Source organism: Sporosarcina sp. P26b, assembly GCF_002743245.1.
Lineage (GTDB): Bacteria > Bacillota > Bacilli > Bacillales_A > Planococcaceae > Sporosarcina > Sporosarcina ureae_C.
This window is the reverse complement of the sequence record NZ_PDYW01000005.1, coordinates 167,925-182,841: the sequence shown is the minus strand read 5'-3', so window position 1 is coordinate 182,841 and position 14,917 is coordinate 167,925. Positions and strand designations below refer to the sequence as shown.

Sequence of the window (14,917 nt, the reverse complement as noted above, 5' to 3'; positions counted from 1 at the left end):
AACCTTATCACAAAAAAACTGAAGTTACAATAATTAATTTTGTTAAATTCAGAACATTTTGTCCGACTGGATATGTTGCTGTTATAATGGATGATCTTGAGAGACGAGATACTTCATACATCCACGCGAATCACGGTTATTTACACGCAGTATTTTTATTTGATCTTTTCTTTCCAGTCAAAATTTCGTACATATCTTCTTCAATTTCAATGCCTTCTAAATTTGCCCTCATCTGATTCTCAATCGATCTTTCTCCAGGAACGTATACTTTAGTGTGCCCAGGGGCTGGTTCACATGCATGCAGTTCTTCTACAAACCGCTTCATCATATCGAGGAAGTATTCTTGGCCAACAAAGAACTCCGGATTGATTGCCAGGAAAAACTGACCTAACCTTCTACTTTCCTTTAAATCCCCGTACATTGGTTTAATATGCTTACCAAATTGCCCTCCTGATAAAATACCAGAAAGAACGTCTACAAGGATAGCAAGTCCGTAGCCCTTCGCTCCACCCATAGGCTGCAAAGCTTTAACTTTGTCTGGATCATCTGTTGGAACACCGTGTTCATCAAGTCCCCAATCCATAGGAATCTTATTTCCTCGTTCCTTTTCAATCATGACTTTCCCGAATGCCACGTTACTCGTAGACATATCTAGTACAATCGGACGGTCTTCATGTGGGATTCCTACCGCCAGCGGGTTAGCCCCAAGAAATGCAGATCTAGCTCCATACGGTGCTACGAGAGCATCCGCCTGTGCGAAAGTGATACCAATCACTCCCTCCCTAGCTGCCTGATCTGCATAATAGCCAAGCGCTCCGGAATGACTCGAGTTAGAAGCTATAGATACACCAATGCCCTTTTCCCTAGAAATAGATATGGCTTCATTCATAGCAATTTTTGCCACGACATGTCCTAACCCATTATCACCGTCCACTTTAACGATTACATCATTCACTGCTTCTACAGTAATTTGGGCATCCTTATTAATGCCGCCTTCTTGTATTCTGTCAATATAATGCTGTAATCTCATAATTCCATGGGATTTCACACCACGTGTATCAGCGAAAGCCAACACATCGGCAACAATACTTGCATGCTCGAGTGATATGCCACTTTCAACTAAACGTTCAGTTATAAGTTGTTCCAATTGTTCCGACTCAATTTTAAAAGTTGCCATAAAAAGCTCCCCTATTCAAAAATAAAAGAGATATCTATGATAAAATAAATATCTCTTTTAATATTTTTCACACCACTTGGTATGTAAGTACTGATCCTTCCAAGGCTTCGACAATGTTCCTAGCAGTCTTAGTACGTAACTCCTCCACTGCCTCGACTGAGTAAAAGGCACTATGAGGCGTGATGTAGACATTGGAAAATTCCAATAATTCATGATCCTCTGGTACAGGCTCAATTTCTACAACGTCAAGCGCTGCTCCCGCAATTTTACCGCTACGCAAACCTTGGATTAATGCCTCTGTCTCAATAATTGGACCTCTCGCTGTATTTAGAATAAAGACACCATCTTTTAAATCATTAACATTACTGAGGTTAATCAAGTGATGTGTATCTTTGACAAGCGGAACATGAAGTGAAATAACATCAGATTGTGTTAACGCTTCATCAAGATCTACTTTCTTTACATTGTATTTCGCCATTTCCTCTGCTGAAACAAACGGATCATATCCTACTAATGTGAAGCCTAAAGGTTGAACTTTCTCAATTACACGCCTTGGAATCTTGCCGAAACCGATCACTGCAAATACGCGATTTTTAAAACGATAAACAGGCGGACTAATACTGAAGTCCCAACTTCCATTCTTTACCGCATTATTTAATTCCACGATCTTTCTTGACCAAGACATCAAGAGTGCCAACGTATGATTTGAAACCTCTTCTATTCCATAGTCCGGAACATTGCAAACTGCGATACCCTTCTGTTTAGATACCTCAAGATCAATCGTATCCACTCCCACCCCGTACCTCGATATGACTTTACAATTCGTTAACTCATTCAGAACCTTAGCGTTTAGTGGAGCGTATTGGTTTATGATAGCATCTGCATCTCTAGCTGCTTCAATTACCTCTTGTTCTGTGCGGCACTGAGCTTTGACAAAATGTATATCAAGGCCGCTTTCCTTAAATACGTTTTCTTCATAATTCAATTTGTCAAATTCATAATCAGTGATAACTACTTTAAAAGCCATAATAATCTTCACTCCTTATTGGATATTTCTTCACAACATATAGTGAATATCTATCAGATCAGAAACCGCTCCAGTCTATATTAATCTTCATTTCCAGCATACTCTGAAATAATAGACTTGATAGTATCAGATAAATGAGCTTCACTATTTATAAATGGTTTCCGATAACCAATCGCCTGATTCACAAACCAACGTTCATGTACAGCCAATTTCATCGTTAGGTAGAAGGAAGGATGCAAGCTATAAATCTCCATCAACTTGCAAATTAATATATGATGTCTCTTTACTTCAGTGAAGTCTTCGTTTTGTATAGCTTCATATAGATTCAATGAAATTTCGGGCAGAAAGACTGAAGATCCATTAATACTTCCTGAGGCTCCATACAGTTGAGCATCTAATAGATGCTCATCAAAAGCACTATACACATGGAAATTATTTACTTTGTTAGCTACTTCATCAATTACAGTCCGAATACGGGTCATGCTTGCTACGGTTTCCTTTATCCCTCGAATATTCTGTATATTCTCCGCGAGTTGTTTTACGACTTCCACCGGAATCTCTTGGCCAGTCAGTTGTGGAATATTGTATAAATACAGGTCTATGGACAATGAGCCTGCTACTTCATAGAAGTACGTGTACATTTGCTCATCCGACAGATTCCAATAGTACGGATTCACAACAAGCACTCCTTCAGCACCTAACTCTTGAACGAATTTTGACAATTCAATGGTTTCTTCCATTACTGTCCCGCCTGTCCCCACTAAAACAGGAATACGATTGTCAATATACGGAATAATCTGCTTCAGATATTGCTGTTTTTCCTCCAGTGAGAAGTGAGGAAATTCCCCAGAGCTTCCTAACAACACTACACCATGCACTCCGTGGCTAATTAATTTATCTATCGCTCTTTTATTCTTCTCCATATCAATTTGACCTGATTCGTCCAGTAACGTCACAACGGGAGGAATGATTCCCTTCATAGGCTTACCACCTTTCCTATTAATGAATCGAAATCATTTTCTTTTGAGCTTTGACACCGTTCCGCAAGATACCAATCTTTTCACTCGAGATTTCAATCGTGTCCCCATCCTGTAAAGTAAAATCGTTTGGCGGTACAATACAAGTACCTGTCATCAACGCTGTTCCTTCCAAGATATCGTTGTCATAGACTAAATAGTGAACCAGTTCATCAAGCTTCCGCTTTAATTGATTGACATAAGCAGTACCCTCGAACTTCAATTCATTATCCCTGTAAATTTTACACGTGATATCGATCGAGTAAGGATCTTCGATTCCTTCAGGCATTAAAATCGCGGGACCTATTGAACCCGAATTCTTCCACACTTTAGCTTGTGGTAAATAGAGAGGGTTTTCCCCTTCAATATCTCGGCAACTCATATCATTACCCAATGTATAACCGATAATATCCTCTTCCTTGCCTACAATTAGAGTCAGTTCCGGCTCAGGGATCTGCCAATTCGAATCACTTCTGATATAAACATCACTATTTGGCCCAATGATTCTGCGCGCCGTGGACTTAAAAAAGATTTCGGGACGTTTGGCGTCATACACTAGATCATAGAACGTTAGATCCTCCTCATCTTCTTTCTTCGTTTCAAAATTTCTTGCTTCTCTGCTCTTTTGATAAGTTACACCTGCCGCCCATACTTCGTCAGGTATAGTCGGCAATGTCAGTTCTAAATCGTCGAATGACAAGTCAGTCTTTTGAATGTTTTCATCCTTTAGATATTGATTCGCCGTTTGATTCGACTCTTGTAATTTATAATAGAAATCCGTATAGTTTTCTTCTTCGATTATATATACCTCTTCTTGTAATGTAACTAATGCCGTATGGATCTCTCCATTTTGATGGAATTTAATGTATCTCATATTAACTCTCCTTAGTAGTTAAATTTGCACCTAATTCTTGTGAAATGCTATCCGCACATAATTTTAATAACTTTAAGTATTCATTCTCTTTCTCTTTTGTAAAGTTACTTTTTGGTGAAGATACGCTAACCGCTGCTACTACATCATACTTATGATCATAAATCGGCATAGCAAAACAAATGATTCCATACTCATTTTCTTCATCATCCACCGCGTATCCTTGCTTCTTAACCTGGGCTAGCTCTGTCATATAATCTGTATGGTTTTGTATGGAGTTTTCAGTAGCTTGAATGAATTCATATCCTTCTAATAGCTCTGTAAGGCTGTCTTTCGGCAAATACGCAACCAATACCTTGCCTACCGCACTACAGTGTAGCGGAACTTTCTTTCCGATTCTTGAATAGATGACCAATGTATTGTTACCGTTGATTTTATCGATATAAATAGCCTCTTGATCCAACCGCTTCACCAAGTGGACCGTTTCATTTGTAGCTCTGTTTAACGTATATAAATGACGGGACGAAACTTGCTTTAGACTTAGTTGACTAAGCAATAGGTTTCCACGCTCATATAGTTTCCACCCTAACGAATAATCTGCAGTTTGTTCATTTTGTGTGATATACCCATGTTCCTTTAAGGTCTTCAATAAAGCATGTACTGTACTCTTATTAAGTTCCAGTTTCGCACTAATTTCCTTTATACTAAGTTCTTTATTCACTTCATCAAAGACTTCCAAAATTTTAATTGCCCTAACTACAGATTGAACAAGACTCATCTATCTCACCTTTTCATTGCTTATTAGCAATTATTTCACGTAGGTTTCATCTGCTTCTTCATAGACTTGGATTGGAACTACACCTTTAGAAGCATCTGTATGTCCTACCATTCGATTTACCGCTGCTACTAACTTCTGACGTCGTTTCATATTGGTTAATCGTTCTTCGAATAATTGCTTTCGAGTCTCATTATCTTTGATATTATCTTCATATACAACTTGAGTATCGAGTTCTTTCACTAAGTCAATATAGTGCTTTCGTAATTGAAGATGCAAGATATCTCCAGTTTGTAGATAACCAATTCCACCACCGTCCATCGCTTCAGGTGTCATATGTCCAATGGCAGCACCGTACGTCACCCCTGAATAACGTCCATCACTGATAACAGTACAGATTCTCTTTAACGTGCGACTTGCATTAATATGTTGCATCGGTGTAAACATTTCAGGCATACCAAATGCAAGAGGTCCTTGTCCCGCAATGACGAGCGCAATCTTTAATATGCTTCTTTTTGTCATCTCTTCGAATAGCGCATTATAATCAAGCTCTTTTAGCTCTTCATATTCATCTGAAGCATTGTATTTAACTACTGACAATAGTTTTTCATAACTGAACAGTTTATTGTCTTTCATATTATCAATCAATTTGGAGTCTAAGAGACTTTGATTTGCATGATCTTCATTATCGAAGAACAAAACGAAAGCCATCTTATCGTCAAACTGATTTAGTTGAGGAGTTGGCATTCCACTAATTTTCACAACTGCGCTCTCGAAGAAATTCCCACGGAGTACATCTACCCCACTAAAAAGTCTTTTAGGATTACTAACAATGACAGCATTTTCTTTAATATTATCGGCTGGTAAACTTTCACTATATTCTAGTCGGTCTCTCCACGATGTACCCGTTACAGTCAACGTATCCTGATCCATATCTACACCGTTATTCAATAGCTCATAAAATAACGTTTCCATGCCACGGCTCGTATCGTCACAGCACTGCATCGCTAATGAGAAAATATCTCTTCCCTCTGTTAATGAATAATTAAAGAGGTCAGGTATAGGTTGTTCCTTGAGGATCTTTTCGATATCAAAAAGTGTAAACTCATAACCTGCATAAATCATGGCAGCTACCATATGCATCATTAAGTTTGTAGAACCACCGGATGCACTATGAATGCGTGCAGCATTTCTAATATTGGATTTCACCAGTCGTGACACACCAAATTCAGGTTTATTGATCATGGTAGCCATCGCATCGATTGCTTCATTGACCTGTTGCTGATTCGGTGGTTGTGTCAATAGCTCCAATGCTGGATGTACAAGTCCCATACCTGCAACCAGGTGGCGCGAACTGTTTCCTGTACCATTGAATGCACAAACTCCACCTTTTGTATCGCAAGTGGCAGCAGCTAAACGAATTTCGAGATATTTATGCTCTTTTTCTGTAATGATTCCTCTTTCAACTGCTCTCTCGAATACTCCTTGGAAAGAAGTGTTGGAAGAACATTGAAGAATGTAATTCATGGTGTCCCGTAAGTCTTCGGCAATCTCCTCATGTTTCATTTCAATTGCCTTGTCATATACAGCATTCAACTTTTTAAGAACATCTTCAGGAATAGTACCACCTTGCAGAACGTGTGCAGGTGCAAATGTTGCAAAGAATGGCGCATCACCTCTAAATTGTCTGAGTCGATCTAAGTGGGCTAAGCCACTAACAACGCCAAGAGGCTGTTTATCGCATCCTTGGATGACGAATGCTGCATGATAACTATGCGCTTCGAGCTGATTAACGATCATCTGGGCAACAGCATTTCTACTTTGCAATGAGTAACTCATACCTTGATTGGATTGAGCAGTACCATCGCACATGACTGGAGTTGAAAAGTAAAATGGGACACCACCGTTTTGCCAGATCCTGATAGCCGCGCGTGAGGAGGTCATATAGTCCATAATATGAGCTGGATGATCAGCAGAGCCCCCTATAATTGCAATTCGAGGAGCATCTTGTTCCAATCGTAGTACGACATTCTCTAACGACCAATCCGGTGTACCACCTTCATAAAGAGGACCTAGGATTTTCTTGGCGTTGTCCAAAAGACCTGCCACTGTTATGGGTTCATTCGCTTTCCCTTGCACGTTATCTTTGTAAGGATTTATTCTGCTACGCATTTGAGGAAATAACATATTGTTCACTCCTATTTAATATTAATCTAGAAATAGTAACGATAAACCTGGAATAAATGATACAACCAGTAAAACAAATATCATTGAGATGATAAACGGTACGATTGCTTTTGATAATGACTCCATACTAACTCCTGAAATACTAGAACCGACAAATAAGTTTACTCCCACAGGAGGTGTAATGAAGCCAATTGCCAATGAAATAATCATGATGATGCCAAAGTGAATCGGATCGAAGCCGACAAGCGTTGCTATAGGTAACAAGATCGGTGTCAGAATGATGATTGCTGCAATCGTGTCCATAAAACATCCTACGATTAGCAAAAGTACAATGATTAATAAAATAATGATGAAGGGTTCTGAAGAAAGTGATAGCATATAATCCGCAATTTTTATTGGGATTTGCTCCATTGCCAACAGCTTCCCAAACCCTGTTGCACTACCCACAATAACTAAGATGGTAGCAGTCATTAGCGCAGAATCGACGAAGATATCTGAGATGTCCTTGAACTTTAATTCTCTATAAACGAATGCGCCAATTATGAACCCAATAAACACTGCTATTGCAGCAGCTTCTGTGGGTGTAAAGATCCCACCATAGATTCCGCCCAAAATAATAACAGGAATCAACAATGACCATTTGGCCAGCCAGACTTGTTTCAAAATACGGCTGAAGGAGATTTTATCCGTACTACCTTTATAACCTGCTTTTTTGGAATAGTAATATGCGTAAACCATTAATCCTAGACCCACCATGATGCCCGGTACGATACCTGCCATGAACATGTCGCCTATAGATACGCTTCCGGAAACTCCATACATGACCATTGGAATTGAAGGCGGTATTATGACACCTATCGAACCCGCTGATGCAATAACGGCCGTCGAGAATTTGATATCATACCCCTTTTTAACCATGGCCGGTATCATCAGACCACCAACAGCAGCTACAGTCGCAGGTCCCGAACCTGAAATAGCTGCGAAGAACATGGACGTGACAATGGCCGTCATAGCTAAACCACCTGTAACAGATCCAACTAAGGATTCCGCTACAGCAATCAGACGGATAGAAATACCGCCCTTCCCCATAATTTCACCCGCTAAAATAAAGAATGGGATTGCTAATAGAGGAAATGAGTTTGTAGATGTTGTCAATTCTTTTATTATGAATTCTACCGGAATAGATCCGTCAATGAGAAGGGCAATTACTGCAGACAGACCCAGGGCAATTCCAATAGGTACGGTAAGTATCAGTAGGATTGCAAAAGATACAAATATTAAGACACCCATTCTATCACCCTCCTTATAATCTCGGTATATCGTTATCAATTATTTCTTCATTGGATCGATATAGCTTGGTTTCTATATATATTCTTTGAATCAAACGAACTGAAGTTAATAGCATTCCTATGGGCATCCCTAAATACATGATCGACATGGAGATTCTGATTGATGGTGCTACCTGACCGGTACCTTTAATAGCCTGGTAAATTGTAAAGCCATAGTAGACTGCAATTAATGCAAAGAACAAGAACATAAGATGCGCTATCATGTTAATGACATATTTACCTCGCCTTTTAAATACAGATAATAGCGCTTCCACACGAATGTGTCTTGCTCGTTTTACCCCATAACTAATCCCTATGTAAATGAGCCAGACAAAGCAAAATCGTGCTAACTCTTCAGACCATGTCAAAGAGCTTTCAACAACGTATCTCATAAAGACTTGCAGTATAATTACAATTGTCATGACTGACAACAACAAGAACAATATCACTCGTTCCACGTTATGATCGATCCATCTTAAGACTGGCATATCATAGCTCCTCCCACCTGCTTTTGAAAAAAAGCAAGTTAATAGTGATTAACTTGCTTTTTTCTTTGTGGACTTTTCATTTATTCAGCGTTATTGACTTCATTTAAATACTTCTCTACGAAATCTTCTCCAATACTCTCTTTATACTTTTCTATGACAGGCTTCACAGCTTCACGGAACTTTTCCAATTCAGCATCACTAACTTTGCTATATTCCATTTGCACTTTTAGTTCTTCTAGTGCGGATGCTGCTGTTTCACGCGAAAGCTTTCGGTTGTGCTCTCCAGCTTCTAGCGCTGCACTTTCTACAATTTCCTGCTGTTCTTCTGTCAAGCCGTCCCAAGTCTTTTGGCTGATCAAGAAAATAAATGGCGAATAAATATGATTAGTTTCCGTCACATGCTTTTGGACTTCAGGATATTTTTCCAATAAAATTGTTGGATATGGGTTTTCTTGACCATCTACTGTTTTCTGTTGCATCGCCGTAAACAACTCTGTAAATGCCATTGGAGTCGGATTTGCCCCCATTGCTTTCCAAGCACCTAGATGGATATCGTTTTCCATAGTACGAACCTTTAACCCGTTCAAATCATCCAATGTCTTAACCGAAGTTTTACTGTTCGTTAATTGACGGAATCCATTTTCCCACCAAGCCAGTTGCTTAACACCTTGTTCACTAGCTTTTTCTGCAAGCTCATCACCTATTTTTCCTTGCAATACTTTATCTACTACATCTGTGTTCTTCAGTGTAAACGGTAAGTCGAACACACCATATTCAGGAACGAACGAAGTAAATGGAGCCGTAGAAGGAATTGTTATATCCAACGTACCAAATTGCAACATCTCAATCGCAGAACGGTCATCTGCAATTTGACCAGAATGATAAATTTCTACGTTCAGTGAATCTGTTTTTTCCTCTACAAGTTCCTTAAACTTTTCAGAACTTTTATATAGAGGTGTTTTATCATTTAAACCAAGGCTTATTCTTAATTTCTTTGTTTCGCCAGAGTCTGCTGATGCTTCCCCAGCTCCTTTAGTGCTGTCGCTCTCACCATTTCCACAAGCTGCTACTAATACGCTCATTAGCAATAAAGTAAATATCATTATTAAATTCTTTTTCAATATAACTCCTCCTCATTTTGTAATAATGAATGGCATTCCAAGCTATCGCTTAAAGCAAGCGCTTTCATTTGATTCGTAATATTTGGTATTAGGTTCGGTTTTTAGGTTTATACTCACTTGATTAGTTAGGTTTTTAATATATGATAATCTTCATTTAGGAATAAACCAATTTCCACGACACCCGATATTAGTTTTAGCTGCTCATAAATATCTGCTGGTGATACACTTTTTTGTTTCGATACATCTACAATCCAGTTTCCATTGTCGGTAATAAAATTGTTGTCCCCATCTTTTCTTAATGCAATTTTGTACCCCAAACTTTCAATTCTTTTAATTGTAAACGATGCATTAAACGGTACAATCTCTAGAGGGATGATTTGACCCAAAAGACTATTTGTGAATTTTGAGGAATCCGCTAAAATATACCGTTGCTCAGCTTTCAGCAATACTTGTCGTTCACGAAAAAGTGACCCTCCACCTCCTTTAATTAGATTGCTATTCAGATCTACTCTATCTGCACCATCAAATGCCTGATCAATAAAAGGTACATCCTCAATCTCAATAAGTTGAAGGTTCAGTTTTTTCGCTTGCTTTGCAATCTTATTAGAAGAAGCAATGAATTTCAGCTCCAATTTTTCTTCTTTCATTCGCAATGCTAAATGCTCTAGAAAAAAACCGATGGTTGAGCCAGATCCTAAACCTATAACAGTTTTATTTTCAACTAATGAAACCGCCAAATTTGCCAACGCATTTTTTTCTTCATTATTTATATTCTTTTCGTAAGGGCTTACCATTCCGCAACCGTCCCATCTTCATGCCGCCAAATTGGGTTTTTCCAGTTATGCCCTTCCTTTTGTTTCTCCCTTACATAGGACTCATTAATACTAATTCCCAGTCCTGGTGCTGTAAGATTCTTGGCATATCCATCCTCGAATTTGAAGACAGATTGATCATTCAGATAATCCAACACGTCATTCCCCTTATTGTAGTGAATGCCCAGGCTTTGTTCTTGAATAAAAACATTATAGCTTGTGGTATCAACTTGTAAACATGCCGCAAGAGCTATTGGGCCTAAGGGACAATGAGGAGCTACTGCTACATCATAGGCTTCCGCCATCGAAAATATCTTTTTACATTCGGTAATTCCACCCGCATGTGATAAGTCCGGCTGGATAATATCTACATATCCTTCCTGCAAGATTTTCTTAAAATCCCATCTAGAGTACATTCTCTCACCTGTTGCAATAGGGATGTTACTATGTCTAGCAACTTCCTTGAGCGCTTCATTATTTTCAGCTAAGACAGGTTCTTCTATGAACATTGGACGAAATTGTTCAAGCTCTTTCGCCAAAATTTTTGCCATCGGTTTATGCACACGTCCATGGAAATCTATTCCGATTCCAAAATCAGAACCTAACCCTTCCCTAATCAAAGCCACCCTTTCTAGAACATTGTCAATTTTCGAATAACTATCTATAATTTGAAGCTCTTCAGTTGCATTCATCTTAATTGCCTGGAAACCATTTTCTTTCGCCTTTTTTGCTTGTTCCAGTACATCTGAAGGACGATCTCCACCGATCCAAGAATATACTTTCACCTTGTCTCTACAAGCACCTCCCATAAGTTCGTATATAGGAGCATTATAGAATTTCCCTTTAATATCCCAAAGCGCCTGATCAATTCCCGCTATCGCACTCATCAGGATAGGTCCACCACGATAAAATCCCGAACGATATAGTGTGTTCCAAATGTCTTCAATTCGCATTGGGTCATTTCCTATCAAATATTCACTCAGTTCATGAACGCATGCCTCTACGGTGGAAGCACGCCCTTCTACTATTGGTTCACCCCAACCAACTAAGCCTTCATCAGTTGTAATCTTCAAGAAAAGCCATCTCGGGGGAACTCGGAACGTTTCTATTTCCTTGATTCGCATGCTTTCACCTCATTAAATCGGTTTACAAAGCTTCTTGCTTTCTCACCAAGCTCCTCGTAGTTTCCCGTGTCAATAAGCTTTTTGTTCAAAAGTGAGCTTCCTACCCCAATAGCTATAGCCCCATTCGCTAGGAATTCACCCATATTCTCCAGCCCTATTCCACCTGTTGGCATCATAGGAATATGAGCTAGTGGACCTTGTAAATCTTTAAAGTAGCTCGGCCCTAATGTCGTAGCAGGGAAAACTTTAACTAAATCTGCCCCTGCGGTATATGCCGTTACGATTTCTGTAGGGGTATATACACCCGGGATGGAAATACAGCCATATCGATTCGCTGTCTGAATCACTTCTACATCTAAATTTGGTGAAAAAATAAAATCAGCTTGTGCATCGGCTGCCAATTTCGCCGTTTCTTTGTCTAACACAGTACCGGCACCGATTAGCACTTGATCCCCATATTTCTTTTTCATGTCGCGTATAGTATCGTAACTATTTTCACTATCTGCTGTGATTTCCAATACCTTGATTCCACTGTTAACCAACGTTTCGATCACTTTGTTAATCTGTTCAGGGTGAATTTTCCTCAACACCACCACTACACCGTTTTCTTCAATAATTTTAAGTTTATCCCATTTTCTCAATATAACGAACTACCTCCTTACGTCTGATGTGAAGTCGCCTTTAAGTCCTTCATTGAATTCTTCCAGTGTAGGTAAACCGTCTATATCACCAAACTGCTGGATAACTCTTGCGCCAAGGCTATTTCCGTATCGTACACTTTCTTCATGACGACAGTTTAACAAAAGGCCGTGCACGAATCCCGCTGCAAATGCATCACCTGCACCTACAGGATCGACTATATTAGCAACATTCACGACAGGAATCTCTTTATAATTCCCATGTTCATACAGCACTGTACTCTCTTTTCCACGCTTAATGACTATGATTTGCTGTGTATTTGTTTGTAACGTTTGGCAAATTTCGCGGACTTCGGTTTGCTTTGTCAGAAAAGCCGCTTCTTCTATACCCGCCAAAATATAATCTGCTTTTACGGCAATCGCATTTAAGACTTCAAATGCCTCTTCCTTGTCCCAAAGCTTAAATCGAATATTGGGATCAAAAATAATTTTAACGTCATGTTTGCGTGCTAATTCTATCGCTTTAAATACAAGTTCTTTACAAGAGCTGCTTAGAGCTGGAGTTACTCCTGTAACATGTAGATATTTCAGTCCTTCAAAGATGTCTTCAGGAAGTTCTTCCTTTTGCATGTGGCTTGCCGCAGAATCTTTTCGGTAATAGTATACGTTCATGACATCGCTGAATTTTTGTTCTTTAAATAAAAGACCCGTTTGGGCATTTTCTATCATCTTGAGATGAGTAGTATCAATTCCTTCTGATTTAATACTTTTTAGGATACGACGACCAAATGGATCATTTCCCAATTTGCTCATATACGAAACTCGATGACCTAGACGTGCTAGACCAGTAGCAAAGTTGGACTCTGCACCTCCGATCTTCTGATATATCTGTGGAAGATCTTCTAAGTTACCTATTGCTTGAGACTGAAATATCACCATCGTTTCGCCAATTGTAAATACATCTGTCACTATAAGTTCACTTCCCCTCTACCTCATGACCACCGAATTCTTTTCTTAATGCAGCCACGACCTTTCCACTGAAAGTATCTTCCTGCATTGATCGGTTCCGTACCATTAACGATAAGGCTGTAACTGGAACCGGCACATTCAAATCCATTGCTTCTTCTACCATCCATTGTGCTTCTCCCGACGCATTCATCTTTCCGACAATGGATTCTAATCTGGGTTCCTTCCTGAATGATTCCTCTACAAGCTCCATCAGCCAACTTCTAATGACTGATCCATTATTCCAAAGTCGCGCCACTTCCTTATAATCAAATGGATATGGACTTTCATTCAATACTTCAAATCCTTCTGCAATTGCTTGCATCATTCCGTATTCAATACCGTTATGGATCATTTTTAAATAATGTCCACTACCTGTTTTACCGGTATACAAAAGTCCACCTTCACAGCAAATCTCGATTAAAAATGGTTCAATTCGTTTATAGCTATCATGGTTTCCGCCTATCATTACGCAAAGTCCTTCTCTAGCACCGTCTATCCCGCCACTTGTACCAACATCAAGTAGGTTCAGACCAGCTTTTAGATATACCTCATTCCATTTTTCAATTTCTTTATAATGAGAATTCCCGCATTCTAGTACTGTAGAACCTTTTGGAAGGGCTTTCAAAAGTTGTTCTAACATTAATTCTGTTTCTTCACCATGCGGAATGAGTATTAAGATTATGTCTTCAGGCTTGATTACCTGTATAAATGATTCCCATTCACTAATAAACTTGAACTTTTCAGTCTGAAATATTTCTTCTCGCAACAATTGATCCTTTACTTGGGGAAGAATATCGTAACCGGTTACAGAATAGCCTTTTTGTAAAATATTAATCGCCAGATTTCTTCCCATCTTTCCTAAACCTATTAAAGCGATCTTCAAAGCTCTCACTCCCCGTTATTTCATATTCATTATTACTAAACACCGTTCTTAAACCATACCGTCGTTCAGCATTGATGAACGACGTTTTGATAGAGAATTAAAAAAACATCATTAATAAAACTTGAAGTAAGTATATTTCTTTTTCCAGTTAGTAATTACATAACTCAAGTTTTTATTTAGCATTGAGAGCTTTAATGTTTCTACCTCCCTATATTGATTAAAAGTATATTCAATCTTATCTGATAAATCAAGGTTTATTTTTCTGTATTTTCTAACGCTTAATATAAAAATTCACTTTTTGAAACTTTGACACTTTAATATTAACTCCAGTGTCTTTCAATTCTACTAAACGAATGGCTTCAAAGTTGACCTTTTAAGACATTCATCCTTTTCATCACCTGAGGAATTACAATATTTTTCCACTCCTTATTTTATTAATAGCAATACAAAAAAATCCAGAGC

General features: G+C 38.8%; 14 protein-coding genes. All 14 read right to left on the bottom strand.

Going from position 1 to position 14,917, the window contains the following annotated elements; genetic code table 11:
* Positions 1-136: 136 nt before the first annotated feature.
* The 14 genes from allD to gnd all read right to left on the bottom strand — a co-directional run bounded on the left by allD (position 137) and on the right by gnd (position 14,464).
* Complete coding sequence (allD, locus tag CSV69_RS07695) at positions 137-1,177, bottom strand: ureidoglycolate dehydrogenase (protein ID WP_099693088.1); 1,041 nt, start codon at positions 1,175-1,177, stop codon at positions 137-139.
* A gap of 67 nt (positions 1,178-1,244) precedes the next feature.
* Entirely contained in the window at positions 1,245-2,204 is a 960-nt protein-coding gene (locus tag CSV69_RS07690; protein ID WP_099693087.1) for a C-terminal binding protein, read from the bottom strand.
* Between the two features lie 80 nt (positions 2,205-2,284).
* Entirely contained in the window at positions 2,285-3,184 is a 900-nt protein-coding gene (locus CSV69_RS07685; RefSeq protein WP_099662279.1) for a dihydrodipicolinate synthase family protein, read from the bottom strand.
* Between the two features lie 19 nt (positions 3,185-3,203).
* Positions 3,204-4,094 (bottom strand): fumarylacetoacetate hydrolase family protein, encoded by an 891-nt coding sequence (locus tag CSV69_RS07680; protein WP_099693086.1) that lies wholly within the window; start codon positions 4,092-4,094, stop codon positions 3,204-3,206.
* 1 nt (position 4,095) lies between these two features.
* Positions 4,096-4,869 (bottom strand): IclR family transcriptional regulator, encoded by a 774-nt coding sequence (locus tag CSV69_RS07675; protein ID WP_099693085.1) that lies wholly within the window; start codon positions 4,867-4,869, stop codon positions 4,096-4,098.
* Positions 4,870-4,899: 30 nt separating this feature from the next.
* Complete coding sequence (locus tag CSV69_RS07670) at positions 4,900-7,053, bottom strand: dihydroxy-acid dehydratase domain-containing protein (RefSeq protein ID WP_085427964.1); 2,154 nt, start codon at positions 7,051-7,053, stop codon at positions 4,900-4,902.
* A 21-nt stretch (positions 7,054-7,074) separates the two neighbouring features.
* On the bottom strand, positions 7,075-8,343 hold the full coding sequence (locus tag CSV69_RS07665) for a TRAP transporter large permease (protein ID WP_085427963.1): 1,269 nt from the start codon (positions 8,341-8,343) through the stop codon (positions 7,075-7,077).
* Positions 8,344-8,356: 13 nt separating this feature from the next.
* A complete protein-coding gene (locus tag CSV69_RS07660; RefSeq protein WP_085427962.1) occupies positions 8,357-8,869 on the bottom strand; it encodes a TRAP transporter small permease in 513 nt (170 codons plus the stop codon).
* 80 nt (positions 8,870-8,949) lie between these two features.
* Positions 8,950-9,990, bottom strand: a complete 1,041-nt coding sequence (locus CSV69_RS07655; protein WP_232319519.1) for a TRAP transporter substrate-binding protein — start codon at positions 9,988-9,990, stop codon at positions 8,950-8,952.
* A 125-nt stretch (positions 9,991-10,115) separates the two neighbouring features.
* Positions 10,116-10,784 (bottom strand): ribose 5-phosphate isomerase A, encoded by a 669-nt coding sequence (gene rpiA / locus CSV69_RS07650; protein WP_085427961.1) that lies wholly within the window; start codon positions 10,782-10,784, stop codon positions 10,116-10,118.
* Positions 10,778-11,926 carry a galactonate dehydratase gene (dgoD, locus tag CSV69_RS07645; RefSeq protein WP_085427960.1) on the bottom strand — a complete coding sequence of 383 codons (1,149 nt, stop codon included), beginning with the start codon at positions 11,924-11,926 and terminating at the stop codon, positions 10,778-10,780. The genes rpiA and dgoD overlap by 7 nt, the downstream gene beginning before the upstream one ends.
* Positions 11,908-12,567 carry a bifunctional 4-hydroxy-2-oxoglutarate aldolase/2-dehydro-3-deoxy-phosphogluconate aldolase gene (locus CSV69_RS07640; RefSeq protein ID WP_085427959.1) on the bottom strand — a complete coding sequence of 220 codons (660 nt, stop codon included), beginning with the start codon at positions 12,565-12,567 and terminating at the stop codon, positions 11,908-11,910. The genes dgoD and CSV69_RS07640 overlap by 19 nt, the downstream gene beginning before the upstream one ends.
* A 9-nt stretch (positions 12,568-12,576) precedes the next feature.
* A complete protein-coding gene (locus CSV69_RS07635) occupies positions 12,577-13,533 on the bottom strand; it encodes a sugar kinase (RefSeq protein WP_232319518.1) in 957 nt (318 codons plus the stop codon).
* Between the two features lie 7 nt (positions 13,534-13,540).
* Positions 13,541-14,464, bottom strand: coding sequence for a phosphogluconate dehydrogenase (NAD(+)-dependent, decarboxylating) (gene gnd, locus CSV69_RS07630; RefSeq protein WP_335696109.1), 924 nt, complete (start codon positions 14,462-14,464; stop codon positions 13,541-13,543).
* Positions 14,465-14,917: the final 453 nt, after the last annotated feature.

Coding starts and splice junctions, on each gene's coding strand:
- dgoD (WP_085427960.1), bottom strand. CDS start 11,926: ATGCGAATCAAGGAAATAGAAACGTTCCGAGTTCCCCCGAGATGGCTT.
- CSV69_RS07665 (WP_085427963.1), bottom strand. CDS start 8,343: ATGGGTGTCTTAATATTTGTATCTTTTGCAATCCTACTGATACTTACC.
- allD (WP_099693088.1), bottom strand. CDS start 1,177: ATGGCAACTTTTAAAATTGAGTCGGAACAATTGGAACAACTTATAACT.
- CSV69_RS07670 (WP_085427964.1), bottom strand. CDS start 7,053: ATGTTATTTCCTCAAATGCGTAGCAGAATAAATCCTTACAAAGATAAC.
- CSV69_RS07690 (WP_099693087.1), bottom strand. CDS start 2,204: ATGGCTTTTAAAGTAGTTATCACTGATTATGAATTTGACAAATTGAAT.
- CSV69_RS07660 (WP_085427962.1), bottom strand. CDS start 8,869: ATGCCAGTCTTAAGATGGATCGATCATAACGTGGAACGAGTGATATTG.
- rpiA (WP_085427961.1), bottom strand. CDS start 10,784: ATGGTAAGCCCTTACGAAAAGAATATAAATAATGAAGAAAAAAATGCG.
- CSV69_RS07685 (WP_099662279.1), bottom strand. CDS start 3,184: ATGAAGGGAATCATTCCTCCCGTTGTGACGTTACTGGACGAATCAGGT.
- CSV69_RS07675 (WP_099693085.1), bottom strand. CDS start 4,869: ATGAGTCTTGTTCAATCTGTAGTTAGGGCAATTAAAATTTTGGAAGTC.
- CSV69_RS07680 (WP_099693086.1), bottom strand. CDS start 4,094: ATGAGATACATTAAATTCCATCAAAATGGAGAGATCCATACGGCATTA.